The sequence below is a fragment of the Streptomyces sp. Ag109_O5-10 genome (assembly GCF_900105755.1).
Taxonomy (GTDB): domain Bacteria; phylum Actinomycetota; class Actinomycetes; order Streptomycetales; family Streptomycetaceae; genus Streptomyces.
The window spans coordinates 3,662,181-3,688,350 of the sequence record NZ_FNTQ01000001.1 but is presented as its reverse complement, the minus strand read 5'-3'; the positions used below and the strand labels follow the sequence as shown (position 1 = coordinate 3,688,350).

Here is a 26,170-nt window from a genome sequence, read left to right as displayed (position 1 = left end):
ACCGACCACCCGCAGTGCACACTCAAAGGGGAGATGGCACGTTGTCTCAGGACACCTATGACTACGACGTCCTGGTCGTCGGCTCAGGATTCGGCGGCTCCGTAACCGCCCTGCGCCTCACGGAAAAGGGTTACAAGGTCGGCGTACTGGAAGCCGGCCGCCGCTTCACCCGCGACACCCTCCCCAAGAACTCCTGGGACATCAAGAACTACCTCTGGGCCCCGCAGCTCGGCTGCTACGGCATCCAGCGCATCCACCTCCTCGGCAACGTCATGGTGCTGGCCGGGGCGGGCGTCGGCGGCGGCTCGCTGAACTACGCCAACACCCTCTACGTTCCGCCGAAGCCCTTCTTCGACGACCCCCAGTGGCGGGACATCACGGACTGGCAGGAGGAGCTGGAGCCGTACTACGACCAGGCCCAGCGCATGCTCGGCGTACGGCTCAACCCGACGATGACCCCGTCCGACGTGCACCTGAAGGCGGCGGCGCAGAAGATGGGCGTCGGCGACACCTTCCACCTCGCCCCGGTCGGCGTCTTCTTCGGCGACGGCAAGGACGCCGACGGCGAGGCGAAGGCGGCGCCCGGCGACCAGGTCGACGACCCCTACTTCGGCGGCACGGGCCCCGCCCGCACCGCCTGCACCGAGTGCGGCGAGTGCATGACCGGCTGCCGGCACGGCGCGAAGAACACCCTCAACGAGAACTACCTCCATCTCGCCGAGCGGGCCGGCGCGGTCGTCCACCCCATGACCACCGTCGTCTCCGTCACCGACGACTCCCAGGGCGGCTACGCGATCGCCACCCTCCCCACCGACGACCGGAAGGCGCAGGGCCGGACCTTCAAGGCGCGCCGGGTCGTCGTCGCCGCCGGCACCTACGGCACCCAGACCCTGCTGCACCGGATGAAGGCCGGCGGGCAGCTGCCGTACCTCTCCGACCGTCTCGGCGACCTCACCCGCACCAACTCCGAGGCCCTGGTCGGCGCCCAGACCGACGACCGGCGCTACCGCAGGGCGCACGGCACCCCGAAGGCGGACTTCACCAAGGGCGTCGCGATCACCTCGTCCGTCCACCCGGACGAGAACACCCACATCGAGCCGGTCCGCTACGGCAAGGGCTCCAACGCGATGGGCAGCCTGTCGATCCTCCAGGTCCCCTACGCGGAAGGCTCCTCCCGCGTCCTCGGCTGGCTGGCGAACGCGGCCCGCCACCCCCTCCTGGTGCTGCGCTCGCTCTCCAACCGGCGCTGGTCGGAGCGGACCATCATCGGCCTGGTCATGCAGTCGCTGGACAACTCCCTGACGACGTACCTGAAACCGGACGGCGTCGGCAAGGGCCTGCTCACCGCCCGGCAGGGCCACGGCGCCCCCAACCCCAAGCAGATCAGGGCCGCGTCGGAGGCGGCCACCGTGCTCGCCGAGGAGATCAACGGCTTCGCCGGCAGCAACGTCGGCGAGCTGATGGGCACCCCGCTCACCGCCCACTTCCTCGGCGGCTGCCCCATCGGCGACTCGCGCGAGAACGGGGTCATCGACCCGTACCACCGGCTCTACGGCCACCCGGGCATCTCGGTCGTGGACGGCGCCGCCGTCTCCGCCAACCTGGGCGTGAACCCGTCCCTCACCATCACCGCGCAGGCCGAGCGGGCGATGTCCTACTGGCCGAACAAGGGCGAGGCGGACCCGCGGCCCCGGCAGGGCGAGCCGTACCGGCGCCTGCAGGCGGTCGAGCCGCACCACCCGGCGGTCCCGGCCGGGGCCTTCGGCGCGCTGCGGCTGCCGTTCCTCGGGATGCCCGCCGTACCGCCGAAGAAGTAGCCGGAGGAAGCAGCGGCCGGACACCGAAGAGGGACCTGTGCCCCCCTCCGAGCCCAGGTCCCTCTTCGATCGGTGCGCGACCGCCGCCGTACGACGGTCCGCGCGACCTTGCCTATGAGTCCGCGCCGGTCCTGCGCCGCCGTACCAGGACCACCGCGCCGGCGCCGACCACGACGGCGACTCCGCCGACCAGGCCGATGACCGGCAGCGCCGAACTGGAGCCGGTGTCGGCGAGGTTGCCGGTCGGCAGGTCGGAGACGTCGCCCTGGGGCTTCTTCACGGAGTCCTTGCCGCCGTCGTCGCCGGGCGTGGCCGTACCCGGAGCCGGATTGGACGAGCCGGCCTTGAGGACCGTGAAGTCGTACTGGGCCCAGCCCTCGGCGATGCAGTCCTGGCCCTCGACCTTGTCGAGGTAGGCGCCGGAGCCGAAGGAGTAGGCGTCACCGGCGGGTGCCTTGGCGTCGACGGAGAGGCGCAGGTCGACCGACTTGCTCGCGCCCGCCTTCAGCTTCGGCACGTAGAAGAAGTAGTCGCCGGCCCAGTCGTCGTCGCCGATCCGGTCCCAGGATCCGGTGTCGGGGTTCTTGAACTCCAAGTCGACGTACGGGCTGAGGTACTTGGACGCGTCGAGTTCGTAGTTCTCGATCTCGGCGTAGAAGGCGACACCCTCGACGTCGGCCTTGGAGTCGTTGGTCACGACCAGCTCGAAGCCGTGGAAGCCGTCGCCCGCGACGATCTTGCCGGGCAGGCCCTTGATGTCGGCGGACACCTTGGCGTCGCCGAAGTCCTGGTCGAGGTCCTCGCAGTAGGGCACGTCCGGGTCGGTCGGGTTCTCGCTGGGCTCCGCCGACTGGGACGGCTCGGTGGAGGCCGACGCCGACGCCGAGGCGCTCGCGCTGCCGCTGGGGGAGCCGGAGGGCGACGCGGACCCGGACGCCGAGGCGCCGTCGCTCGGCGAGGCAGAGCCGGAGTCCGACGGGGAGGCGGACGAGGTGTCATCGGGGGTCGCGCCCGGCGCGCTCTCCGACGCGGGCGTCGACGGGGACTCCTCCGCGAACGCGGCCGGCGCGGACAGCAGGGCGACCGGTGCGATCACGGCCGCTGCCGCCGCCGTTGCCAAGGCCTGGCGAAGCTTCATGAGGACCCCCTGCGTCAGCCGCGGCGGACGTATGTCACCGCTGGTTCCGCAGATGTGACCGGCGAGTCCTGTGAATGGTTGCCTCCACATTCACAGATCTCTTATGTGAGGTGAGTCACTCGCCAGTCGGACCGCCGGGGGGCAAGGGCACAACAGTTTCCAAGGCTATTCTCGCCCCGTCGAACGGCCGAGCGAGAGAGTGTCATGTCTGACAGACGGTCCGAAGAGTCGTCGGGGGACGAGCCGTCGTCCTCCTCCATATCCGACGAGGTGTGGGAGCAGTTCCTCCAGGACACCGAACGGGAGATCCGCAAGTCCGCCCCCAAGGAGCCGTCCGCCCGGGCCCGTGAGGTGACCGAGCGGCTCAAGGGGCAGCAGGGGCAGCCCGCGGGCTGGCGGACCGGGCCGGCCTGGCAGGAGATGAACGGGCGGGCCGCCCGGCGCCGCAGGGTCTGGGCGGTCGTCGGCATTCCGCTGGCGATCGCCGTGGCCGTCGTGGCGATGCGGCCGTCGCTGATTCCGGGCGACCCCTTCGGCTCGTCCGGCACGCGGGCCGGCACGGACGCCGCCGTCAAGGAACTGCCCGCCGAGACCACCGCCCCGACGGCCCCGCCCTCGGCCGTCGCCCCCGACACCCCCACGCTCGCGCACCCGTTCGCCGGTTCCCCGGCGCTGCGCTGGGCCGACGGTGCGGCCGGCATCGTGCTGCCGAAGGCCACCGCGCTCGGCGCGATCCCCAGGGAACGTGTCGAACTCGCCCTGCAGCAGACCCGGAAGCTGCTGGTGGACGCCAACCTGAACCCCGACGTCATCGCCGGCGGCACCCCCGGTGCGGCCCTCTCGGTGCTCGACCCCAAGCAGCCCGACGTGATCGGCAACCTCAAGACCTCGCTGCGCAGCCCCAGCAAGACTCACAACCCGCTCTTCCTCTTCAGCCGCTTCGACCCGAAGGAGGTGAAGCAGGCCGGGAAGATCGTCAAGGTGCGCGGCCGGATCACCTTCGCCAAGGGCAAGTACCACGGCGTGGCCATACACGCCGATTACACCTTCGTCTACCCGGTCGTCCGCGCCGACGCCACCGGCGACGGCTCCACCGAGGTCACCCGCACGATCGTGCGCCGTGTCATGGACGCCGAACTCCCCGACCCCGCGCGGTACCAGGTCACCTCCGGCCGCCTGACCCTCCTCCACTACGACGAGGACGCCGGCAACTCGGCCTGCGGCATCCACGACGGCTACCTGCACCCGCAGTTCCCGTCCCAGGCCCTGGCCCTGGATCCGAGCGAGAGCGCCACTCCGAGCGGACAGCCCGTCGACCCGTACGACCGCAGCCGTGACATCGGCAAGGAGCAGGCCTGCAACAAGGTGAGCCGGACCTAGTCCGCTCGCGTTCCTCCGCAGACAGGCGAAGGGCCCCGCGGAACGGAGCCGCGGGGCCCTTCTTTCGTCAGCACCGACGTCAGGGCAGCGTCGGTGCCTGGGAGCGGCGCCGGGGGGTTGCGCCGCTGGTCTCTGTGCCCTGTACCACCGCCCGTGCCCCGGGTCGGCGCCCCGGCGCGCTCGGGGCGTACGGCAGGTCTCGACCTTTGGCGGACGGTCGGTACACGGCAATTCCGTTGCCTGAACTGGGACTTGGGAACTCCGAAGGCCTTGCGGGCCTTCTAGGCATCGTGCTGGATGTACGCGGCCTCCGCAACCGTTTGACCCAGACCTTGTGCATTTTTGCAATTTTCCGCCGGTCGGCCCCGGGCGTCCCCGGAGCCGGCCGTCTCTTGGGTGACCGGGCTGCTGTCCCCTGCCGTCCGGTCACTTGACTGGAACGAGGTCCCACGGCGCACGGCACATTCCGTACGCCTCATCGCTCCAGCGAAGCCACGCGTGGTTCTTTCGGGCCCGCCCCTGGCTGACACGGACACCCCACCAACGAAGCGGTTCACGGGCCGGTCACGCGCCGTACGGGTGAGAAGAGTCCCGAACTCAGGTCCGCCCGACTCAGATGCGACCCCGGCACAATTCCAGGAGCGTCATGGCCAGGGCCGTGCCGGGCCTGCCGAGGGCCGAGCTGTAGTGGCCGAGGATCTCCATCTCCCGGGAGAGGTTCACCCGACGGCCGCCGGAGGCGATCCGCGCCTCCTGGACGACGGCGGAGACGGCCATCCGTTCCTGGACCAGACCGATGATCCGGTCGTCGAGCGCGTCGATGCGCTCCCGCGCACCGGTGATCACCTCGGCGGCCTCGTGGGTACGGGCACCGGTCAGGTCGATCGCCTTCACAGGGGTCGTGGGGTTCGTGGGGGTCAGGGGGGTCATGGGGGCTCCTCGTCTTTCCTTGCCGAAGGGGTGCGATGCGGTGCCCCGGAGCGACCGGATCCGGAGAAACAGCAGGCGCCCCGGACCTTGTCGGCCCGGGGCGCCTGGGGAAGTCGCTTGTCAGTTGCTCAAGCAGCACGACCATGGCAGCCGGTGGGCCGGTCGCCATAGGTAAAGAGGAAGGTCGTCTGCGTGAGCATGGGGGCGAGTATGCCACAGCACTACGGGGAGGTGCCCCGCGCCTGCCCCGTTAGAATCGGTAACCACAGACCCCCGCCCGACCGCCGGAAGGCACCCCGTGTCATCAGCGACTCCCGCTGCCGCCGCTCCCGACACCGTCCTGGTCGTCGACTTCGGCGCGCAGTACGCCCAGCTCATCGCCCGCCGCGTCCGCGAGGCCCGGGTCTACAGCGAGATCGTGCCCAGCACCATGCCGGTCGCCGAGATGCTCGCCAAGAACCCGGCGGCGATCATCCTCTCCGGCGGCCCCTCGTCCGTGTACGAGGAGGGCGCCCCCCGCCTGGACCGCGAGCTCTTCGAGGCCGGCGTCCCGATCTTCGGCATGTGCTACGGCTTCCAGCTGATGGCGCAGGTCCTCGGCGGCACCGTCGACAACACCGGCGCCCGCGAGTACGGCCGCACCGACCTGCACGTCTCCAAGGCGTCCTCCACCCTGTTCGAGGGCACCCCCGCCGAGCAGCACGTGTGGATGTCGCACGGCGACGCCTGCTCCGCCGCCCCCGAGGGCTTCACCGTCAGCGCGTCCACGGACGTCGTCCCGGTCGCCGCCTTCGAGAACGACGAGCAGAAGCTCTACGGCGTCCAGTACCACCCCGAGGTCATGCACTCCACGCACGGCCAGCAGGTCCTGGAGCACTTCCTCTACCGGGGCGCGGGCCTCAAGCCCACCTGGACCACCGGCAACGTGATCGACGAGCAGGTCGCCGCGATCCGCGAACTGGTCGGCGACAAGCGCGCCATCTGCGGCCTGTCCGGCGGCGTCGACTCGGCGGTGGCCGCCGCCCTCGTCCAGAAGGCCATCGGCTCCCAGCTGACCTGCGTGTACGTCGACCACGGCCTGATGCGCAAGGGCGAGACCGAGCAGGTCGAGAAGGACTTCGTCGCCGCGACCGGCGTCCAGCTGAAGGTCGTGGACGCGGAGGCCCGCTTCCTCGACGCCCTCGCCGGCGTCTCCGACCCGGAGCAGAAGCGGAAGATCATCGGCCGCGAGTTCATCCGGGTCTTCGAGCAGGCCCAGGCCGAGATCATCGCCGACGCCGGCCCGGCCGTGGAGTTCCTGGTCCAGGGCACCCTCTACCCGGACGTGGTGGAGTCCGGCGGCGGCACCGGCACCGCGAACATCAAGTCGCACCACAACGTCGGCGGCCTCCCCGAGGACCTGGAGTTCAAGCTCGTCGAGCCGCTCCGCAAGCTCTTCAAGGACGAGGTCCGCATGGTCGGCCAGGAGCTCGGCCTGCCGGACGAGATCGTCCAGCGCCAGCCGTTCCCCGGCCCGGGTCTCGGCATCCGGATCGTCGGCGAGGTCACCAAGGAACGCCTGGACCTGCTCCGCGAGGCGGACGCGATCGCCCGCGAGGAGCTGACCGCGGCCGGCCTCGACCGGGACATCTGGCAGTGTCCGGTGGTCCTGCTCGCGGACGTCCGCAGCGTCGGCGTCCAGGGCGACGGCCGCACCTACGGCCACCCGATCGTGCTGCGCCCGGTCTCCTCCGAGGACGCCATGACGGCCGACTGGTCCCGCCTGCCGTACGAGGTCCTCGCGAAGATCTCCACCCGGATCACCAACGAGGTCCGCGACGTCAACCGGGTCGTCCTCGACGTCACCTCCAAGCCGCCGGGCACCATCGAGTGGGAGTAGCCCTGATGAAGAGGTGGTACGGCGCCGGCTGTGCCACCTCTTCGTCATGTGCAGCAGCGACCACGCGGCTGTCGGTTCCCGACCTCTTCTGTCGCGATCTGCTCGCGCGCGTCATCTTTACAGAACAGCTCTGTTTTCCTGCGCTGACCGGCGGTAACTTCCGGCCGTAACGCAAACCCAGTGCTGGAGGACCTATGCACGGGCCGACCCCGCCCCTTCCGCTCCCCACCGACCAGCTCCAGTTCGCGATGCCGCCGATGTACGACTCGCTCGACGACGAGCGCCGGCATCGCAAGGAGCGGCTCGCCGGAGCGCTGCGGATCTTCGGCCGGGCCGGACTGGAGGACGGCGTCTCCGGACACATCACCGCCCGCGACCCCGAGTACTCGAACTGCTTCTGGGTCAACCCCTTCGGCATGCCGTTCAAGCACGTCACCGTCGGCGACCTGGTCCTGGCCAACGAGGACGGCCAGGTGATCGAGGGCCGCTACCACGTCAACCAGGCCGCCTTCACCGTCCACGCCCAGGTGCACGCGGCCCGCCCGGACGTCGTCGCCGTCGCCCACTGCCACTCCGTGCACGGCCGCGCCCTGTCCGCCCTCGGCGACCTGCTCGACCCGATCAGCCAGGAGAGCTGCGCCTTCTACGAGGACCACGCCCTCTACGACGCCTACACCGGCGTCGCGGTCGACGCCGAGGAAGGCCGCCGGATCGCCGCCGCCCTCGGCTCCCGCAAGGCGCTGGTGCTGCGCAACCACGGGTTGCTGACCGTCGGCGACTCGGTGGACGCGGCGGCCTGGTGGTTCCTGTCGATGGAGAAGTCCGCCCAGGTCCAGCTGACCGCGAAGGCGGCCGGCCGGCCCCTGCTCATCGACCACAAGCTCGCCGTCGCCACCCGGGAGCAGCTCGGGGGTGACCTGGTGGCCTGGATCAACTACCAGCCCCTGTGGCAGGACATCAGCCGCAGCGAACCGGACCTGCTCAGCTAGCGCTTCGCCGGAAGGGCCGAGATCCGTTCGTCCGCGGCGCCGTCGTGGCCGGCCGCGCCCGCGCGGCGGCAGCCGCATATCGGATGCGCATACCGGATACGGCCCCGCGCCCCTTCGGGAGCTGCTGGGCCGCCGGCTCAGAAGCTGCGCAGTACGGCCGCCTTCGTCAGGGCGAACTCCTCGTCCGTGAGGACGCCGTCGCGGTGCAGGTCGCCCAGCTCCCGGAGCCTGCGCAGCAGGACGTCGTGGTGGTCGGCCGACTGGCGCGGCACGGTCACCGGGGGCCGGTCCCGGTCGGGGTACTCCGTGCCCGGCCGGGTCGACGGATGCGGCAGCCGGGCCGTGACCGCCGCCGCCACCAGCGCCGTCAGCAGGTCGCGGCGGACACTGCCCCACAGGTCCAGGGCGTACGGGTCGCGCTCGGCCGGCAGCTTCGAGAACACCGTCTCCCGGGTCACGAACCGCAGGAAGCCGTCCTCGTACCCGGAGTTGGGCAGCCACTCCACCCGCACCAGATCGCCGACGCCGATGATCCGGGGCCCGGTGGCCCGCTTGACCCGGTCGGAGGTGTCGGCCCAGTCGATGCGCACCTGCGTACCGTCGAACGACACCGTGCCGTCCGAGGACCGCACCGACACCGGTACCGGCGGCCCCGGCAGCAGATAGGTCCGCGCCGGCTCCTGCGGGACCTGGTCCAGCAGCAGCGACCGCCGGATCTCCGCCACGACGTACTCGGCCACCCCCGACCGGTCCCCGTCCACCACCAGCCGATACGGATCCGCCGCCTCCGGCAACCGCCCGCCGGTCGCCTGCAGCAATGGGTCCGCACCCTCGCGCAGCCGCATCCTCAGCAGCCCCCGCCTGCGCTCCGGCTCGTACGCCACCCCCGCCACCGCCTCCAGGGGTACGGCGATCTCCCCGTAGGTCTGCCGGAACAGGGGCACGGACCGGTGACGTCCCGGCGTGACCCGGACCGTGCTTCCGTCGAAGGCCCAGGTCCCGTCCCGCTGGATGATCTCGGCCATGGGGAAATTCTCGCAGCCGGGTCAACACGTCTGCCGTATCTTCACCCGCCGTGACCGGCCCACTGAACGTGAACCGCGTGGCGTAAGGCACAATTCGCTCTCGACACAAGGGAGTTGCATGGCGTCGTCCGGCCCCGGGGAGGGCCCTGCGCGTCGTGCCCCGGGCGTGGGGAAGGCAGGCGTCGGGCGTGGCGGTGCAGGAGGCGAGGCAGGGCGCCGGTTCGGGTGCCCACGGTGGCGGCTGCGCGTGCGGGGACTGCCCGCGCGGGGCACGCGAGGGACACCGGCGGGCGGTCGCGGAATTCCTCCTCAAGCGGGAGGAGTTCGCGGCCGGGCAGGGGCTGCCCGCGGCGGTGGCCCACTCGGCCTCCGCCTCCCGTCAGTGGGTCTCCGAGGAACTCGCCCAGTCCGCCGGGGTGGTCGCCGAACGCGGCCGCGCCGAGGGCGAGGCCTGGCTCGCCCGCCTGTGGCTGCGCACCGTGTGCACCGTCTGGGCCGCCGTCGTGATCATGCTCCTCACCCAGGCCCTCACCGCCGTCGGCGCGGGCTGGACCAGCGCCCGCACCGCCGGACTGCTCGCCGCCCTGCTCGTGGCCCTCGCCCTCACCGCCGCCTCCTGGTTCCACCGCTCGCGCGGCGGCGTCCTCGCTCCCGTCATCGGCGAGGACAACCGCATGTCCACCTCCCGCACCGTCGCCGCCTCCTGGGTCCTCTTCGTCGCCTACGCCGTCCTCGTCCTGGCCGGCCGCCTGGCCGCCGCCTCCTCTCCCGCCGAGCGTGACGCCCTCATCTCCGGCCTCGACCTCGCCCGCGGCGCCGGGGCGGTCACCGTCCTCGCCGTGGTCTGCGGCATCGCCGTCCTGGTGCGCCGAGTGGTCGGCCTGCGCATCGCCGGCCAGCGCCTGCAGAAGGTGCGCGCCCACCGCCCCCGCGCAGCCGACCTGCTCACCGACGACTCCGGCCGCGGCACCTTCGCCGACATCCAGTACGCCGTCATCAGCGCCGTCGCCCTGGTCTTCGCCGCCGTACGGCTGGCCCGCCGTCCCGACCAGCTCCCCGACCTGCCCTGGGGCCTCGCGACGGTGGTCCTGATCTCCGCCGCGACCTACCTGGCCGGCAAGTACGCCGAGGGCGGCCGCCCGGTGATCCTCTCCGTCGTCCGGGCCCGCGAGGCCGGTGACCTGGACGCCCCGATCCGCACGGGCGACGACATCGAGATCCGCGGCACCGGCTTCGTCCCGCCCGGTGCCCAGACCGCCGACCGCCTCTCCCGCATGGTGGTCCGCATCGGCGCCGTCAACGTCCACGTCCCCCTGGTCCCCGTCACCGGCGGCTTCAGCAATCCCACGGACCACGTCCTGACCGTCCCCGTCCCGGCCGACGTGGAACCCGGCTCCGTCGAGGTCCAGGTGGTGACGGCGGCCGGAGTGGCGACCAACCGGTGCGTGGTCGAGGTGACGGAGTGAGCCGACCGCTCGGCGAAGGGCGGAGCGGAACCGGCCGAGCCCACCCCCAGGCCCTTCTTGCCCACCTTTCTCCACCCTCCCGGGTGTCTCAGTCCGGCCGAAATTCGGAAAAACGTCCGGGAGAGGATTGAGCCGACCGCCATCGTCGTACGTATGGTCTGTTAAGGGGCCCGGTTCCTGCGGCGAGAGGCGGCTACTGGCGATGACTCACGGCACTCGTTCGGACACGCACACTCCGTACCTCGACGGCGACCGCGGTCTGCGGGACACCGCCACCCACTACGCCCTCCTTCCCCTGCGGATCTTCCTGGGCGTCACCTTCATCTACGCCGGCCTGGACAAACTGACCGACAGCGCCTTCCTCAAATCCGGCGGCTCCGGGTCCATCGGCGACACCATGCGCGCCGTCCGCGACTCCGCCGCGATCCCGGCCCTGGTCGACCTGGCCCTGAAGAACCCCGTCGGCTTCGGCACCGCGATCGCCATCGGTGAGCTCGCCGTCGGCCTCGGCACGCTCTTCGGCCTGCTGGCCCGGCTGGCCGCGCTAGGCGGCGCACTGATCTCACTCAGCCTCTGGCTGACCATCAGCTGGGCCAACTCCCCGTACTACTACGGCAACGACCTCGCCTACCTGATGGCCTGGCTGCCCCTGGTGCTGGCCGGTGCCCCCTACCTCTCGCTGGACGCGATGCTCCGCGCCCGACGCCGGCACCGCTCGGCTCGGGCTTCGCTGGGCCTCTAGTGCCGCAACAGGCGACGTTCGCCCCGTCACGACGCCCGGCACGCACTCTCGCCGCACCAGCCGAAAAAGCCCAAGTACATCCAGTACGAGGACTTCCGGCCGGCACGCCGAGAGCACGCACCGGACGCCGCTCCTTGACGGGCAAACGTTGCCTGCCGCGGCACTAGCCGGCTCCCTAGCTCTCCTGTGTGCCGCGGCGCCTGCGTATCGCCCGGGTCAGCGCCGCGGCCACCCCTGCGAGGAAGAGGCCGGCCACCGTCACGGGGATGACCGCGAACCACTCGGTGTGCCACCAGCCGCCCGCGTCACCGGCGTAGGCGACCCCCGCCGCCGTCAGGAAGACACCGACGACCAGCCGTCCGGGCTGGAACTCATGCCGCACCACGGGCCACCTCCACCTGTCCCGCGCCGACCTGGAGATCCAGATCGAGCGTCCCCGCGTTCTTCACGCCGCCCGCCGGCGGCAGCGTCACGTTCTTGTGCCTGCCCGGCTCCACGTCCACGTCCTTCTTGTCCTCACCGGGCAACCGGATGTCGCCCACTCCCACGTCGACGCTCATCCGCACGGTCACGTCCGCCGGCACCACGATCTTCAACCGGCCCGCGCCCACCTCGGCGGAGGTCGACACCGTCCGCCCCCGGGCGATGCGTATGTGCGTCAGGTCCAGTGTGGCCACGCCCGTCCCGAGGTCGTACGCAGGCGACACCTCCGCCGCGGTGGCGGGTGTCCAGGACGCCCGTGTCCAGTGGGTGCTGATGTTCGACGGCAGGGCCGTCGCGGCCGCCAGCAGGGCCGCCGTGAGCAGGGCGAGGAACAGCGAGCCGGCCCCCGTGCGTCCCAGGAACGAGCTGAGCGCCGTCCCCAGCCCGAACACGATCAGCGCGCAGGCCAGACCGGCCTGGAGGCTGGTGCCCAGCGGGTGCGCGTCCCAGGTCAGTCCCGTGCCCAGGCCGCCCGCCAGCAGCGCGAACAGGAAGATCCAGCCGCTGATCCAGCGCGGCCCGCGCGGCTTCGGAGGCGGGCCCGGCCGGGCCCGGACGCCCTGGCCGTGGACCCAGGGGGTGCTCAGCCGGAAGTCGAGCCCCGGCACCTGCGGGCCCGGAACATCGGTCGGGCCCCACAGGTAGCCGGTGCCCCCGACATGCGTGCCGTCCTTGACGATCGGGTCCCGCCACCACGAGGGGTAGGAGACGGCGACCGGCGGTGCCTGGGCCTCCGGCGGCGCGTCGGCGACGGCCTGCGCGGACAGCGGGTCGGGGTCGGGGGCGCCGCGCCGCCGCGACCAGTATCCGGCGCCGGCCAGCAGCAGGGAGAGGACGACGGCGAACGCCAGCACCTGGCCGTTCCTGATCATCGTCAGCAGCACTCCGCAGCCGACCAGCGCGAACAGCACGGCCGCCAGGGCCTGCCCGTCGACCCGGCCGGTCAGCAGCTTGCGGACCTCGTTCTCCTCGTCGTCCTCGTACGGCACGAAGAGCCAGGCGAAGCCGTAGAAGAGGAGACCGACGCCGCCGGTCGCGGCCAGCACGGCCAGGGTGATGCGGAAGATCACCGGGTCCAGGTCGGTGTGGCGCCCGAGCCCCGCGCACACGCCCGCGATCATCTTGTGCCGGCGGTCGCGCCGGAACCGGGGAGAGGCCGCGTCGGCGGCTTCCGCGCCGGTGCGGGTGGCGTCGGCTCCCGTCGCGACCGTCTCCGCCGCGGCGGGCGCGGCATCCGACGGCCCGGCACCCGCGGCGGGGCGCGGGCCGGGGCCGGGTCCCGGACCCGTCGCGGCGCGCTCGTGATCAGTCATGAGTCAATGGTGACGGTCCCGCGGCCGCAGCGGCAGTCGGGATGACCCTGGCCGAACCCTGAGATCTGCCCCGAGGCCGGACCGGGAAGCGTTCGAACGGCCGGAAGCGAGGACTTCCCGCAGGGAAATCCGGGGACCAGCGGGGAAATCCGAAGATCAGGGGAGTCTCGGGGGTCGACCCTGATGCTCCACCACGGCGGGCGTGTGAACATCGATGGCATGCCGGAAGCCGCAGCAGTGCCACTCGACGACCCGCGGCCGCCGCGCAAGCTCTACCGCAGCAGCGACGGCCGCTGGCTCGGCGGAGTGGCGCGGGGCCTGGCCGGGCATCTCGGCCTGCCCGTCGTCTGGGTGCGGCTCGTCTTCGTCGGCCTCTTCATGGCCAACGGCCTCGGCGCCCTGCTGTACGCCGCGTTCTGGTTCTTCGTGCCGCTCGGCGTCGGCGGGGTCGGCGGGCAGAAGCCGCCGTCCCTGGTCGCCACCGAGACCTCGGCGGACGGCCGCCGCAGACTCGTCGCCCGCAAGCCCGACAAGGGCCAGATCGTCGCCCTGCTCCTCATGGTCGTCGTGTCCGTGGTGTTCGTGGGCAGCGTCAACCTGACCAGCGGCGCCAAGGCCTACCTCGTTCCCGCGGTCCTGGTCGCGGCCGGTGTCGCCCTGGTCTGGCGCCAGGCCGACAACGCCCGCCGGGCGCGCTGGGTCGAGGTCGGCAGCCGGCGCCGCACGCTCAGCCTGTTGCGCGCGGGCGTCGGTGTCCTGCTCGTCACCGCGGGTGTCTCGGGCGTCTTCGTCATGCAGGGCTCCGCCGCGCACATCGGCGCGGTGCTCCAGGCGGCCCTCGCCGTGCTCGTCGGCATCACGCTGCTCGCCGGTCCGTACCTGGTCCGGATGACCCAGGATCTCTCCGAGGAGCGGCTGATGCGCATCCGCGCCCAGGAGCGTGCCGAGGTCGCCGCCCATGTCCACGACTCCGTGCTGCACACCCTCACCCTGATCCAGCGCAACGCGGAGAACGCGGGCGAGGTGCGCCGTCTCGCCCGCGCCCAGGAGCGCGACCTGCGCACCTGGCTCTACAAGCCCGACGGCACCGGCAAGGACGAGGCCGACGAACCCGCCACCCTCGCCGACGCCGTCCGGCGCAACGCGGCGGAGGTGGAGGACAAGCACGGGGTCCCCATCGAGGTCGTCGTGGTCGGGGACTGCCCGCTCGACGAGCGGACGGGCGCGCAGATGCAGGCCGCGCGCGAGGCGATGGTCAACGCGGCCAAGTACGGTGGCGAGGGCGGCGCCGTCCAGGTCTACGCCGAAGTCGAGGGAAGGACGGTCTTCGTGTCCGTCCGCGACCGCGGTCCGGGTTTCGACCTCGACTCGATACCCGCCGACCGCATGGGTGTCAGAGAATCGGTCATCGGCCGCATGGAACGCCACGGTGGCACCGCACGGCTGCGGTCCGTGCCGGGCGGCGGCACGGAGGTCGAGCTGGAGATGGAGAGGGCGGAGAAGACGTCATGAGCGACGCGACCGAGGCGAACGGCCCGGCGGAAGGCGAGGGCCAGGCCGGGCGTCGGGTGCGTGTGGTCCTCGTCGACGACCACCGGATGTTCCGGACGGGCGTCCAGGCCGAGATCGGCCGGACCGAGCAGACCGGCGTCGAGGTGGTGGGCGAGGCGGCCGACGTCGACCAAGCGGTGTCGGTGATCACCGCGACCCGGCCCGAGGTGGTCCTCCTGGACGTGCACCTGCCGGGCGGCGGCGGGGTCGAAGTGCTGCGCCGGTGCGCCCCGTTGATGGCGGACGCCGACCGGCCGGTGCGTTTCCTCGCGCTGTCCGTGTCGGACGCGGCCGAGGACGTGATCGGCGTGATCCGGGGCGGCGCCCGGGGCTACGTCACCAAGACGATCACCGGCACCGACCTGGTCGACTCGATCTTCCGGGTCCAGGAGGGCGACGCGGTCTTCTCGCCGCGGCTCGCCGGGTTCGTCCTGGACGCCTTCGCCTCCACCGACGCCCCGCCGGTCGACGAGGACCTCGACCGCCTCACCCAGCGCGAGCGCGAGGTCCTGCGCCTCATCGCCCGCGGCTACGCGTACAAGGAGATCGCCAAGCAGCTGTTCATCTCCGTCAAGACGGTCGAGTCCCATGTGTCGGCGGTGCTGCGGAAGCTGCAGCTGTCGAACCGGCACGAGCTGACCCGCTGGGCGACGGCACGCCGCCTGGTCTGAGGGCGTTCCCCGGCCGGTTCGCCGGTTCGCGGCCGCCCTGCCGGTCGTGGGCGGCCGCTCAGACGACCCGTGTCGCGCCCGCGAACGGCATCTCGTCGATCGGGGCGATCCGTACCGGCGCCGAGGGGTTGGGCGCGTGGATCATCTGGCCGTTGCCGATGTAGATGCCGACGTGGCTGATGCCCGAGTAGAAGAACACCAGGTCGCCCGGCTGGAGTTCGGAGCGGGAGACGCGGCGGCCGGCGTTGATCTGGGCGTAGGTGGTGCGGGGGATGGAGACTCCGGCGGAGCGGTAGGCGGCCTGGGCGAGTCCCGAGCAGTCGAAGGCGTCGGGGCCGGTCGCGCCCCAGACGTAGGGGCTGCCGAGCTTCGAGTAGGCGTAGGCGATGGCGGCCGCGGCGCGCGAGTCGGTGGCGGCGACGCTGCCGGCGGTCAGCGGAGCGCGGGCGTCCGCCGTGGAGCGTGAGGCGCGTCCGGTGCCGCCGTCCGCCGTGACCGCCGACCGCTGCTGCGGTGACAGCCGGTCCAGCAGCTCTCGCGCCTCGTCCAGTTTGCCGACGACGGCGGCCTTCTCCCGCTTCAGCTCGGCCTGCCGGGACCGCAGTGCCGTCAGCTCGACATGCGCCGCGCCCCGCAACTGCTCGATGCCCCGCAGCTGTTGCCGTACCCGTGCCACCGCACCGGCCTGCCGGTCGCCGGCCCGCTCGGCGACGGCCGCGTCGTCCAGGTACTGGTCGGGATCGCTGGACAGCGCCAGCTGCCAGGCCGGATCGATGCCGCCGTCGCGGTACTGCGCGGCCGCCACGAGACCGAGCGCGTCCCGGGCGGAGTTGAGCTTCTGCTGCGCGCGGGCCGTCTCGTCCTGCAGCGACCTCAGCCGCCGCTGGGCCGTGTCGGCCTTGTCCTTCGCCCCGTCGTACTTCTGGGTGGCCTCCTCGGCCTCCTGGTACAGCTGGTCCACCTTGGCCTTCACCTGGGCCGGTGTCAGCTGCGGCTCGGCGTTTCCGGTCCCTTCGAAGGCCGTCGCGGTGGCCGCGCCCGCCAGGGCGAGGGTGACGGCCGTGCGGGCCGTGCCGCCGCCGAGCGAGCGCTGTCGGGGCTTGCGGTGCGCTGCCACCTGGACTGTCCCGTCCTTTCGTACGACCGCGGGGAGTGCGGATTGGCCGTCCGGCGGCGGCCCGCACAGGGGGAACGGGCCGCCGCCGGGTCTTCTCGGCGGTGGTGTCCGAGTGCCGCCCTGGCCCGGGCGGCGGTGGGGAGTCGGTCACCTGGGGGAGGACGCTAGGCCCGGGTGTGTCGGCCTGGTAACGCGATGCGCGGAATTGGCGTGACCGGATCGCTACCCGACGGTATGTGGACGGGATCGCGGTCCGGAGTCGTCGGCTTCTCGGGGCGGGATGACCGAAGCGGCGGTTCCGGGCCTGATGGGCGAGGCGGGGTGCTATGGCGTGCATATATGCGGGGCGGTGCCGCCGGGGGAGGGGCCGGTGACCGGTGCCCCGTACGGCCCTGATTAGGCTCCGGGGCCATGGACGTACTCATCCATCTCTTCGTCGGCCTGCACATCATCGGCATCGCCGCGCTCCTCGGCGGCTTCCTCACCCAGATGAAGGCGATGGGCCAGGGCACGGCCCGGTTCGTCCCCGGGATGCTGCACGGCGCGTTCACCATGCTGGCGACCGGCGTGATCCTGGTCGGCCTCAACGAGGCCGACGACCACCACGTCAACACGATCAAGATCGGCGTGAAGCTCGCCCTGCTGATCGTGATCCTCGGACTCGTCTACGTGAAACGGGACGACGAGAAGGTCGAGAAGGGCGCCTTCGGCCTGGTCGGCCTGCTCACGATGGTGAACATCTTCATCGCCGTCCTGTGGACCTGAGCCTCCGGCGCCGTGTCGTGGACCGGATGCCCGGCACCCTCAGCGTGCCTTCCTGAGGACGGCACGGGCGCCCGCCGCCGCACCGGCCGCGACCGCCAGCCAGGCCGCCACCGTGACCCACACCAGCACCCGCCCCGGCCACTTCAGCCACGCGCCGCCGACGGCGGCCGCGACCGACAGCGTCGCCGTCGCCGTCATCCCCATCGGGTACACCGTCGCCCAGCGGCGCACGTCGTAGCGGAGCCGGGGCCACGCCACCTCCGCGGCCAGCAGGACGGCGTACCAGGCCAGGTCCAGGACCAGCAGCGCCACCGTCACCACGCGCAGGACGCCCCGGTCGTCGTCGTTCCACAGGTACAGCCGCGCGCTGTCGGCGGCCAGCAGCCGCGCCCCGGCCAGCGCCGACATCGCGAGCGCGCCGCCCGCCACCCACTGGTCACCGGGCCCCTGGGCGATCTGCCGCCACTCGAACCGGGGCACGGCGAGCCCGTACATCGCGAGACCCAGCCAGAACAGGACCAGCGACAGGTGGGCGAGCCACGCCGTGGTCAGGGCCGCCGCCAGGGTCGCGCCCAGCACGGCCGGCCCCTGCGTGGCCACACAGGCCAGGAACACCGCGCCGGGCATCCTCGGCTTCCAGTGCCGTACGACGAGGACCAGCAACGGCGGCCACAGCACCACCGACAGCGCCAGCAGGGCCTCGGCGAGAGGCTGCCACCCGAGCGCCGAGAACCGCGTCCCCAGCACCGTCGTCGCCGCCACGGCGGTCAGCGCGCCCGGCGTCCGCGCCTGGTCCGCCCACTGCCGGCGATCCCGTACCAGCCGTACGACGCAGTCCGCGGCCAGCGCCACCCACATCACGCAGGCCACCACCAGCGCCACCCGGGACACGGTCTCCGCGCCCACCAGGTGCAACCCCACCGACACGATGCCGGTGGCCATCACGGCGGCCCCGGCCGCCGGCGGACGCCGCGCCCACCAGGCGCGAAGGGGTGACATGCCGGACATGCCCCTGATGCTAGGGAGAGCCGGCCGGGGTAGGGGCGGGGCACGCGCGCGTGCGGACCGGAAACCGTGCCGCGCCGCGCGAGCCGCAGGGGCGCGGTGGACAGGAGCGCCAAGGGGCGCCGGCGGGAGACCGGGGACGCGTGGCGGCAGGCGGGCGCCGTGGTGTGTGCGGGCCGGCGGAGGGAAGCGGGTGGGGGCGCCCGAGGAGTGACGGGCGCCCCGCGGGGTCAGGCCGGGCGCACCACGCTGTGGATGATCGACTCGCCGCCGTAGTAGACGGACTCCTCCCGGACGTAGGCGCCGGGCTTCGGGGCGTGGATCATCATGCCGTTGCCGATGTAGATGCCGACGTGGCTGACGTCGTCGTAGAAGAAGACCAGGTCGCCGGGGCGGGCGTCGGCGAGGGAGACGGTGGTGCCGGCGTTCACCTGGTCGTAGGTGGTGCGCGGCAGGGAGACGCCCGCGGCCTTCCAGGCGGCCTGGGAGAGTCCGGAGCAGTCGTATGAGCCGGGGCCGGTGGCACCCCAGACGTAGGGCTTGCCGATCTGCGCGCGGGCGAAGGCGATCGCCTTGGCGGCCTTCGTGGCGTAGGCGGAGTCCGTGCCGGAGTCCGAGCCGGAGCCCGAACCGGAAGCGGAGCCGCCCGAGGCCGACGGGGACGACGAGGCCTCCTGGCCGGCTGCCGCGGACTGCTGCCTCGCCAGCTCCGCCGCCTTGCGGGCCGCCGCCTCCCGCTGCCGCCTCTCGATCGCCGCCAGCCGGGCCTTCTCCGCGGCCGTCAGCCGCGAGAGCAGCTCCCGCGCGGAGGCCAGCTTCGTCTGCACGGTCGCCTTGGCGGCTTTGAGGTCGTCCTGCGTCCCGGTGAGCGACTCGAGGCTCTCGGTGGCCTCCTGCCGCTTCTTCATGGTCGCGGACTGCTGGGTGACGTAGTCGTCGACCGCGCCCTTCTGGCGCGAGGTGAGGCGGCTCATCAGCTGGTCCTGGTCGAAGTAGCCCTGGGGGCTGTCCGCGAGCAGGAAGGTCGCCGTGTCGGGAACGCTCGCCCCGGTCCGGTACTGGGCCGCGGCGAACGAACCCAGTTCCGCACGTGCCTTGTTGAGCCGTTCGGCGCGTCTGGCGACGTCGTCCAGCAGGGCGTCGACCTGTTTGCGCTGCCTGCCGGTGCGCTCCTTGGCCGCGTTGTACCTCTCGGTCGCCGACTCCGCCTGCCGGTAGAGGGCGTCGACCTTCTTCTCGACCTCCTCCAGGCTCGGCTTGCCGTCCTCTGCGGGCGCGGCCTCGGCCGACTGGGAGAACAGGGCCACGGAGGTGAGGGCCGCGGTGGCCAGCGCGGGGGTGCGTATGCCTGCCGCGCGCGCTCCTGACGGCCGGGACTTGCGGTGCGACGCCAACGGGGGGCGACTCCTTCCGGTGTTCCGCCTACCGAGTTAGCTGTCGGGTTCGGGCGGGTGGTTCGGAAGGGTTGCCCTACGGTCCGCTCCCAGGGAGGGGAGTCGGGACCGATTCACCCCGGGATCGGTGTGGGTCCCCGGCTCCGGATGCGCGGTGGCGCCCCGGACTCGGCGGAGGCCGTGCGGCCCGGCGACGTTCGCCGGTGGGGGTCGTACGGCCCGCCCGGCACGCTAGCCAACTCGTGTGGTCTCTGTGAAGTTTGATGTGCGATATGCCCGATACATTTTCGTGACCTCAACGTTGTGCTCTGTTCGGGCGGGGCGATCCGAGAGGTTATGGGCGACTTGCCCGGGTAGGTCCAAAGGTCCCGGCGGGAGGGATCCGAAGGTCCGGGGTGGGCGTCGGTGGCTGCGGGGCGCGCGTCCACCTGCTGTGACGGAGGGGATCCGTTCGGTCACGGGGGCGAGTTTTCGGGGCGGCGGCCGGTTGTCGGTGGCGCGCCCTAGACTCGGAGAGCGATGAGCAGCCTCTTTGACGACAGCTTCCTGGCGAGCCTCCAGGCCCCCCGCGGCCACGACGAGGAACCCCCGCCGCCGCCCGAGGACGAGCACGCTCCGGAGCCGGTTCCGGACGATCTGTTCGGCGGGAAGTTCGACGTGCCCCCGGACCGGGACGTCTACTACCGCGACGGTGCCGCCCGCCCGGCCCTGGACCCGGCCGCACTCCTGGAGGGGCTGAACGACAACCAGCGGGCGGCCGTCGTGCACGCCGGATCCCCGCTGCTCATCGTGGCCGGTGCCGGTTCCGGCAAGACGCGCGTGCTCACCCACCGCATCGCGCACCTGCTCGGCGCGCGCCAGGTGCACCCGGGCCAGATCCTCGCGATCACCTTCACCAACAAGGCCGCGGGCGAGATGAAGGAACGCGTCGAGCACCTCGTCGGCCCGCGCGCGAACGCGATGTGGGTGATGACCTTCCACAGCGCCTGCGTGCGGATCCTGCGCCGGGAGAGCAAGAAGCTCGGCTTCACCTCCTCCTTCTCGATCTACGACGCGGCCGACTCCAAGCGCCTGATGGCCCTGGTCTGCCGCGACCTGGACCTCGACCCCAAGCGGTTCCCGCCGAAGTCGTTCAGCGCCCAGGTCAGCAATCTCAAGAACGAGCTGGTCGACGAGGAGGACTTCGCCGCCCGGGCGAGCGACGGCTTCGAGAAGACCCTCGCCCAGGCCTACGCCCTCTACCAGTCGCGGCTGCGCGAGGCGAACGCCCTCGACTTCGACGACCTGATCATGACGACGGTCAACCTGCTGCGCGCCTTCCCGGACGTCGCCGAGCACTACCGCCGCCGCTTCCGGCACGTCCTGGTCGACGAGTACCAGGACACCAACCACGCCCAGTACGCCCTCGTGCGCGAGCTGGTCGGCACCGGCGGCGGCGCCGACGGCACCGGCACCCCGCCCGGCGAGCCCGACCTGCCCCCCGCCGAGCTCTGCGTCGTCGGTGACGCCGACCAGTCGATCTACGCCTTCCGGGGCGCCACGATCCGCAACATCCTCCAGTTCGAGGAGGACTACCCGAACGCGACGACGATCCTCCTGGAGCAGAACTACCGCTCCACGCAGACGATCCTCTCCGCCGCCAACGCGGTCATCGAGCGCAACGAGTCCCGCCGCCCGAAGAACCTGTGGACCAACGCCGGCGCGGGCGCGCAGATCACCGGCTACGTCGCCGACACCGAGCACGACGAGGCGCAGTTCGTCGCCGAGGAGATAGACCGTCTGACGGACGCGGGCGAGGCGAAGGCCGGCGATGTCGCCGTCTTCTACCGCACCAACGCCCAGTCCCGTGTCTTCGAGGAGATCTTCATCCGGGTCGGCCTGCCCTACAAGGTGGTCGGCGGCGTCCGCTTCTACGAGCGCAAGGAGGTCCGGGACGTCCTGGCGTACCTGCGGGTGCTGGCCAACCCGGAGGACTCCGTGCCGCTCCGGCGGATCCTCAACGTCCCCAAGCGCGGCATCGGCGACCGCGCGGAGGCGATGATCGACGCCCTCGCCCAGCGCGAGAAGATCAGCTTCCCGCAGGCGCTCAAGCGGGTCGACGAGGCGTACGGCATGGCCGCGCGGTCGACGAACGCGGTCAAGCGGTTCAACACGCTGATGGAGGACCTCCGTACGGTCGTGGAGTCCGGCGCCGGCCCCGCCACGGTCCTGGAGGCGATCTACGAACGCACCGGATACCTGGCCGAGCTGCAGAACTCCACGGACCCGCAGGACGAGACCCGCATCGAGAACCTCCAGGAACTCGCCTCCGTGGCCCTGGAGTTCGAGCAGGAGTCCGGGGAGGGCGAGCAGTCAGGAAGCCTCGCCGACTTCCTGGAGCGGGTGGCCCTGGTCGCCGACTCCGACCAGATCCCCGACGAGGACGAGAACGGCGACGGCGTCATCACCCTGATGACCCTGCACACCGCCAAGGGCCTGGAATTCCCCGTGGTCTTCCTGACCGGCATGGAGGACGGCGTCTTCCCGCACATGCGCGCCCTCGGCCAGACCAAGGAGCTGGAGGAGGAACGGCGGCTCGCCTACGTCGGCATCACGCGCGCGCGGGAGCGGCTCTACCTCACGCGGTCGGCGATGCGCAGCGCCTGGGGCCAGCCGTCGTACAACCCGCCCTCGCGCTTCCTGGAGGAGATCCCGGGCGCGTATCTGGAGTGGAAGCGGACCGGGGCGATGGCACCGGTCTCCTCCGGGCCCGCCGCGGGCGTGGCGGCCTCGCTCTCCTCGACCCGCTCGCGTTCCTCGGCGTCGGGCGCGTCCGGCTTCGCCACCCGGCGGACCTCGGAGAAGCCGGTGGTCTCGCTGGCGGCCGGCGACCGCGTCACCCACGACCAGTTCGGCCTCGGTACGGTCGTCGCGGTGAAGGGCACAGGCGGCAACGCGGAGGCGACGATCGACTTCGGCGACGCCAAGCCGAAGCGGCTGCTGCTGCGGTACGCGCCGGTGGAGAAGCTCTAGCCCGGAAGACCTGGGCCCCGCCGCGGCGGGGCCCAGCCGTACCGGTCAGGCCGGATCAGGTCGGGTCGAGTCCGTGGCTGCGCAGCCACGGCAGCGGGTCTATGGCGGCACCGCCGGCCGGCCTCACCTCGAAGTGCAGGTGCGGCCCCGTCGAGTTGCCGGAGTTCCCGGAGTACGCGATCGGGTCGCCGGCCTTCACCGTCGTACCGGCGGCGACGCGGTACGACGAGAGGTGGCAGTACCACGTCTCCGTGCCGTCCTTCGCCGTCACGATCATCATGTTGCCGTAGGCGCTGTTCCACTTGGTGGAGACGACGCCGTCGGTCGCGGCCATCACCGTCGTGCCGTAGGAGACGGGGAAGTCGATGCCCGTGTGGACGGACATCCAGTTGACGCCGGCCTGGCCGAAATAGGCGCTGAGCCCTCTCTGCGTGACCGGAAGCACGTACTTGGGGCGCAGCCGCTCCTTGCGGGCCGCCTCCGCCGCCGCCTTCTTCTTCTCGGTCTCCTGCTGGGCCTTCAGGTCGATGCGCTCCTGCGTCCGGCTGGCCCGGTCGGCGAAGTCGTCGGCACCCGCGGAGAGCGTCCTCAGCTGGGCGTCCAGCCTGCTGTTGGCGGCGGACGGTTTCACCGACTGCGCGTCGGAGGCCGAGGCCGTGGTGTCCTTGCCGTTGTCGGTCAGGCCGTTGACGGAGGCGGCCGCGATCCCGGCGACCCCCATCACGCACACGGAGGGCACCGCCACGGTCAGCAGCGCGGACCGCTTGGGAGGCGTACGGCGACGGGAACGCGCCCCCGCGCGGGAGCCGGCGCGAGTCGCCGCAGGAGTGGCCGGGGTGACCTCTTCCTGGTCCTCCAGCAGTGGCGTTACTGCAGGCAGTTCACCGGTCGCGGTCAACCCCACGTCGTCCGGGAAGTCCGCCGTGGACTCCGCGAACCCGTCGTGCCCGCCGTGCTCCGCGTACTGCCCGTGTTCCGCCTGCTCCTCGAAGTCCCCGTACGCCTCGTGCTGTTGCGCGTGCTCGGGCTCGTGCTCGGGGACGTGCGCCTGGGTGCCGTCGGAGTTCCACTGGGTGGCGTCGTACACGCCGGTGTCGCAGGCCTGGGTGCCCCACTCCCACTGCTGGGTCGCACCGGCCATGCCCGGCTGGTCGGGCTGCAGCCAGGCGTTCGCGTCCCACTGGCCGCTGGCGTCGGGGGCCGTGCCCTGCGCCGGAACGGTCCACGCGGTGCTGTCGTAGGCGCCGGAGTCGTAGGCGGCGTGGTGCTGGGCCGCGTACGGGTCGTAGTTCAGCGTCTGGCCGCCGGAGGTCTGCCACTGCGTGGTGTCGTAGGCCCCGGTGGCCTGTCCCTGTCCGGGGAGGCTGCCGAAGAGCGGGTCGCTGTGGAACGCGGTGCCGGTGGCGGTGTGGTCGCCGTACGTGGTGAAGTCGCCGTACTGGGCTTCCTGGGTGCCGTACGCCGCGTAGTGCGCCGGGTCGGCGTCGGAAGCCGGGGCCGGGGTGGTCATGGTCCCCGACGGGTGACGGTCGTTCACCAACTTCTCTTTCGCCTCGACAACAGGGGCTGGCAGAGCAGTGCGGCGACTGTACCCGGCGGTATACGGGCGCGACAATCTTCAACAGGTTTCGCTGTTTCGGGAAACGGGCATTCGGCCGTGTTTCGGGGGACGACGGGCGCGGGCTTGGCTTTGTGTTCGATGATTGTTCGAGGCGAGTGGGGGTCCCGGGAGGTCCTGGAGGCCCCCCGCGGAGGTCCCAGCCGGTCATGAACGGGCGCTCCGGTGCACCCTCAGGCCACCGTCAGACCGCCCGCGGTCCGCTCCTCGGGGTGCGTCTCGTCGAGGGCCTGTCGTATACCGTTCGCGATCGCCGGATGGACGGGCAGGGCGAGGTGGCCGATCCCGGTCACGCGCACGTTCGTCGCCAGGAGGTCCGGGTGGTCGACGCGGGCCGTCTCCACCGGCTCCATCAGCGAGTCGAGGTCGCTCCAGAAGCTCACGAACCGGGTACGGCAGCCGGGCGCGGGCCGGGCCAGCTCCTCGATGACCGCCGAGCCGGGGCGCATCTGCCGCACGATCGGGTGCGCGTCCGCCAGCGGCGCCACCCGGGTGCCGGAGTGCGGGGTGCCGAGCGTCACCAGCGTGCGGACGCGCAGGTCACCGCCGAGGCGCTGGACGTAGTAGCGCGCGATCAGCCCGCCGAGGCTGTGCCCGACGATGTCGACCCGGCCGCTGCCGGTGCGCTCGCAGATCTCCTCGACATGGCGGCCGAGCAACTCGGCCGCGGTGCGGATGTCGCAGGTCAGCGGCGAGTAGTTGAGCGACTCGATGCGCTGGCCGCCGTGCTGGGCGAGGGTGCGGCGCAGCAGGACGAAGACCGAGCGGTTGTCGATGAAACCGTGCAGCAGCACGACCGGCGGGGCCGCCCGGACCGGCAGCCGGGCCGTGCCGTCGGGCTCCGCGGGTGGTACGGGCGGGACGGCCGGGCGGCGCTCGGGGGTGAGGCCGGTCGGATAGAGCAGCAGATGCCCGGCCAGGATCGCGGCCTCCAGGGCGGTCGACTTCAGGAGGGCCACCGACAGGCCGGCGAGTCTGCTGGGCAGGAAGCGGCGGCAGAACGGGAGAAAGGGCTCCAGTAGTACCTCGGTGACCTTCATCGGCCGACCTCCTGTCGGCACGCCGAGGACAGCTCCGTCCCCCGTGTGCCCTCATGGGGATGCCGGGACGGAGGCTGCGGGGGGTGGCAGGGTGCGACGACGTGCCGCGTCGCGCGCTCCTGCCGTCCCCGCGGACCACGCTGCGGCTCCCTGACGTGTCCCGCTGTGTGTGATTTCCCCCTCTGTAACCTCCGCGAAACTGCCGGTTGCGCGATGCTGGAGATAACGTTCGTTCACTCGAGGCGGGTGGCGGAACGCGCCGAATGTGCGGTACTTCTCGGTACGCATGGATGTCGGCGTGTTCGTTTCGTGGTCATGGAGGCAGTGATGGGTGTGGCAGCCGGTCCGATCCGCGTGGTGGTGGCCAAACCGGGGCTCGACGGCCACGACCGCGGGGCCAAGGTCATCGCGCGGGCGCTGCGTGACGGGGGCATGGAGGTCATCTACACCGGGCTCCACCAGACACCGGAGCAGATCGTCGACACGGCCATCCAGGAGGACGCCGACGCCATCGGCCTCTCCATCCTCTCCGGCGCCCACAACACCCTCTTCGCCGCGGTCATCGACCTCCTCAAGGAGCGTGACGCCGAGGACATCCTCGTCTTCGGCGGCGGCATCATCCCCGAGGACGACATCGCGCCCCTCAAGGAGAAGGGCGTCGCCGCGATCTTCACGCCGGGCGCGACGACGGCGTCGATCGTGGAGTGGGTCCGGGAGAACGTGCGGCAGCCGACCGAGGCGTAGGCCGCGTTCGCGGGGAGCCGGCTTCGGAGGGTGCGGGCCATGTGCCGGCCGCGGGGCGGTGCGGCTGCGGGGCGGTGCGGGCCTGTCGGGC

21 protein-coding genes and 1 riboswitch are annotated in these 26,170 nt (G+C 71.8%); of the genes, 11 read left to right on the top strand and 10 right to left on the bottom strand.

Going from position 1 to position 26,170, the window contains the following annotated elements; translation table 11 throughout:
- Positions 1-41: 41 nt before the first annotated feature.
- On the top strand, positions 42-1,817 hold the full coding sequence (locus BLW82_RS16815) for a GMC family oxidoreductase N-terminal domain-containing protein (protein ID WP_093499581.1): 1,776 nt from the start codon (positions 42-44) through the stop codon (positions 1,815-1,817).
- A 112-nt stretch (positions 1,818-1,929) separates the two neighbouring features.
- Here BLW82_RS16815 and BLW82_RS16810 read toward each other — a convergent pair whose 3' ends face one another.
- Positions 1,930-2,955 (bottom strand): LAETG motif-containing sortase-dependent surface protein, encoded by a 1,026-nt coding sequence (locus tag BLW82_RS16810; protein WP_177232974.1) that lies wholly within the window; start codon positions 2,953-2,955, stop codon positions 1,930-1,932.
- Positions 2,956-3,159: 204 nt separating this feature from the next.
- On the opposite strand from BLW82_RS16810, the gene BLW82_RS16805 reads away from it, so the two are divergent.
- Positions 3,160-4,335: a hypothetical protein gene (locus tag BLW82_RS16805; protein ID WP_093499580.1), complete on the top strand. Its 1,176-nt coding sequence runs from the start codon at positions 3,160-3,162 to the stop codon at positions 4,333-4,335.
- Between the two features lie 612 nt (positions 4,336-4,947).
- Here BLW82_RS16805 and BLW82_RS16800 read toward each other — a convergent pair.
- On the bottom strand, positions 4,948-5,265 hold the full coding sequence (locus BLW82_RS16800) for a chorismate mutase (RefSeq protein ID WP_093499579.1): 318 nt from the start codon (positions 5,263-5,265) through the stop codon (positions 4,948-4,950).
- A 298-nt stretch (positions 5,266-5,563) separates the two neighbouring features.
- Between BLW82_RS16800 and guaA the strand changes: the two genes are divergently transcribed.
- Positions 5,564-7,144, top strand: a complete 1,581-nt coding sequence (gene guaA / locus BLW82_RS16795) for a glutamine-hydrolyzing GMP synthase (protein ID WP_093499578.1) — start codon at positions 5,564-5,566, stop codon at positions 7,142-7,144.
- A gap of 194 nt (positions 7,145-7,338) precedes the next feature.
- Positions 7,339-8,133 carry a class II aldolase/adducin family protein gene (locus BLW82_RS16790; protein WP_093499577.1) on the top strand — a complete coding sequence of 265 codons (795 nt, stop codon included), beginning with the start codon at positions 7,339-7,341 and terminating at the stop codon, positions 8,131-8,133.
- A gap of 137 nt (positions 8,134-8,270) precedes the next feature.
- Here the strand turns inward: BLW82_RS16790 and BLW82_RS16785 are convergent, their stop codons facing one another.
- Positions 8,271-9,158 carry a DUF4429 domain-containing protein gene (locus tag BLW82_RS16785; RefSeq protein ID WP_093499576.1) on the bottom strand — a complete coding sequence of 296 codons (888 nt, stop codon included), beginning with the start codon at positions 9,156-9,158 and terminating at the stop codon, positions 8,271-8,273.
- Positions 9,159-9,346: 188 nt separating this feature from the next.
- On the opposite strand from BLW82_RS16785, the gene BLW82_RS16780 reads away from it, so the two are divergent.
- Together BLW82_RS16780 and BLW82_RS16775 are read left to right on the top strand one after the other, a co-directional pair.
- Positions 9,347-10,624 (top strand): hypothetical protein, encoded by a 1,278-nt coding sequence (locus BLW82_RS16780; protein WP_093499575.1) that lies wholly within the window; start codon positions 9,347-9,349, stop codon positions 10,622-10,624.
- A 202-nt stretch (positions 10,625-10,826) separates the two neighbouring features.
- The gene (locus BLW82_RS16775) at positions 10,827-11,366 is read left to right on the top strand and encodes a DoxX family protein (protein ID WP_093499574.1); all 540 of its coding nucleotides are present in this window, start codon (positions 10,827-10,829) and stop codon (positions 11,364-11,366) included.
- Positions 11,367-11,541: 175 nt separating this feature from the next.
- Here BLW82_RS16775 and BLW82_RS16770 read toward each other — a convergent pair whose 3' ends face one another.
- Positions 11,542-11,751 carry a hypothetical protein gene (locus tag BLW82_RS16770; RefSeq protein ID WP_093499573.1) on the bottom strand — a complete coding sequence of 70 codons (210 nt, stop codon included), beginning with the start codon at positions 11,749-11,751 and terminating at the stop codon, positions 11,542-11,544.
- A complete protein-coding gene (locus BLW82_RS16765) occupies positions 11,738-13,162 on the bottom strand; it encodes a PspC domain-containing protein (protein WP_093499572.1) in 1,425 nt (474 codons plus the stop codon). The genes BLW82_RS16770 and BLW82_RS16765 overlap by 14 nt, the downstream gene beginning before the upstream one ends.
- A 219-nt stretch (positions 13,163-13,381) precedes the next feature.
- Here BLW82_RS16765 and BLW82_RS16760 point away from each other — a divergent pair, with 219 nt between their 5' ends.
- A complete protein-coding gene (locus BLW82_RS16760) occupies positions 13,382-14,674 on the top strand; it encodes an ATP-binding protein (RefSeq protein WP_093508088.1) in 1,293 nt (430 codons plus the stop codon).
- Positions 14,671-15,384, top strand: a complete 714-nt coding sequence (locus BLW82_RS16755) for a LuxR C-terminal-related transcriptional regulator (protein ID WP_093499571.1) — start codon at positions 14,671-14,673, stop codon at positions 15,382-15,384. Before BLW82_RS16760 ends, BLW82_RS16755 begins: the two co-directional genes overlap by 4 nt.
- Before the next feature lie 58 nt (positions 15,385-15,442).
- Here the strand turns inward: BLW82_RS16755 and BLW82_RS16750 are convergent, their stop codons facing one another.
- Positions 15,443-16,501: a C40 family peptidase gene (locus BLW82_RS16750; RefSeq protein WP_093499570.1), complete on the bottom strand. Its 1,059-nt coding sequence runs from the start codon at positions 16,499-16,501 to the stop codon at positions 15,443-15,445.
- A 411-nt stretch (positions 16,502-16,912) separates the two neighbouring features.
- Here BLW82_RS16750 and BLW82_RS16745 point away from each other — a divergent pair, with 411 nt between their 5' ends.
- A complete protein-coding gene (locus tag BLW82_RS16745) occupies positions 16,913-17,266 on the top strand; it encodes a hypothetical protein (protein ID WP_093499569.1) in 354 nt (117 codons plus the stop codon).
- Positions 17,267-17,305: 39 nt separating this feature from the next.
- On the opposite strand, the gene BLW82_RS16740 is transcribed toward BLW82_RS16745, so the two are convergent.
- Complete coding sequence (locus BLW82_RS16740; RefSeq protein ID WP_093499568.1) at positions 17,306-18,274, bottom strand: tellurite resistance/C4-dicarboxylate transporter family protein; 969 nt, start codon at positions 18,272-18,274, stop codon at positions 17,306-17,308.
- Between the two features lie 227 nt (positions 18,275-18,501).
- Positions 18,502-19,665 (bottom strand): C40 family peptidase, encoded by a 1,164-nt coding sequence (locus BLW82_RS16735; RefSeq protein WP_093499567.1) that lies wholly within the window; start codon positions 19,663-19,665, stop codon positions 18,502-18,504.
- Between the two features lie 8 nt (positions 19,666-19,673).
- Positions 19,674-19,849: riboswitch (cyclic di-AMP (ydaO/yuaA leader) on the bottom strand.
- A gap of 335 nt (positions 19,850-20,184) precedes the next feature.
- Between BLW82_RS16735 and pcrA the strand changes: the two genes are divergently transcribed.
- Positions 20,185-22,677 (top strand): DNA helicase PcrA, encoded by a 2,493-nt coding sequence (gene pcrA / locus BLW82_RS16730; RefSeq protein WP_093499566.1) that lies wholly within the window; start codon positions 20,185-20,187, stop codon positions 22,675-22,677.
- A gap of 55 nt (positions 22,678-22,732) precedes the next feature.
- On the opposite strand, the gene BLW82_RS16725 is transcribed toward pcrA, so the two are convergent.
- Both BLW82_RS16725 and BLW82_RS16720 read right to left on the bottom strand, forming a co-directional pair.
- Positions 22,733-24,214 carry a M23 family metallopeptidase gene (locus tag BLW82_RS16725; protein WP_093499565.1) on the bottom strand — a complete coding sequence of 494 codons (1,482 nt, stop codon included), beginning with the start codon at positions 24,212-24,214 and terminating at the stop codon, positions 22,733-22,735.
- A 254-nt stretch (positions 24,215-24,468) separates the two neighbouring features.
- Positions 24,469-25,335, bottom strand: coding sequence for an esterase/lipase family protein (locus BLW82_RS16720; RefSeq protein WP_093499564.1), 867 nt, complete (start codon positions 25,333-25,335; stop codon positions 24,469-24,471).
- 327 nt (positions 25,336-25,662) lie between these two features.
- Here BLW82_RS16720 and BLW82_RS16715 point away from each other — a divergent pair, with 327 nt between their 5' ends.
- The gene (locus BLW82_RS16715; protein ID WP_093499563.1) at positions 25,663-26,079 is read left to right on the top strand and encodes a coenzyme B12-dependent isobutyryl CoA mutase small subunit; all 417 of its coding nucleotides are present in this window, start codon (positions 25,663-25,665) and stop codon (positions 26,077-26,079) included.
- The last annotated feature ends 91 nt before the right edge of the window (positions 26,080-26,170 follow it).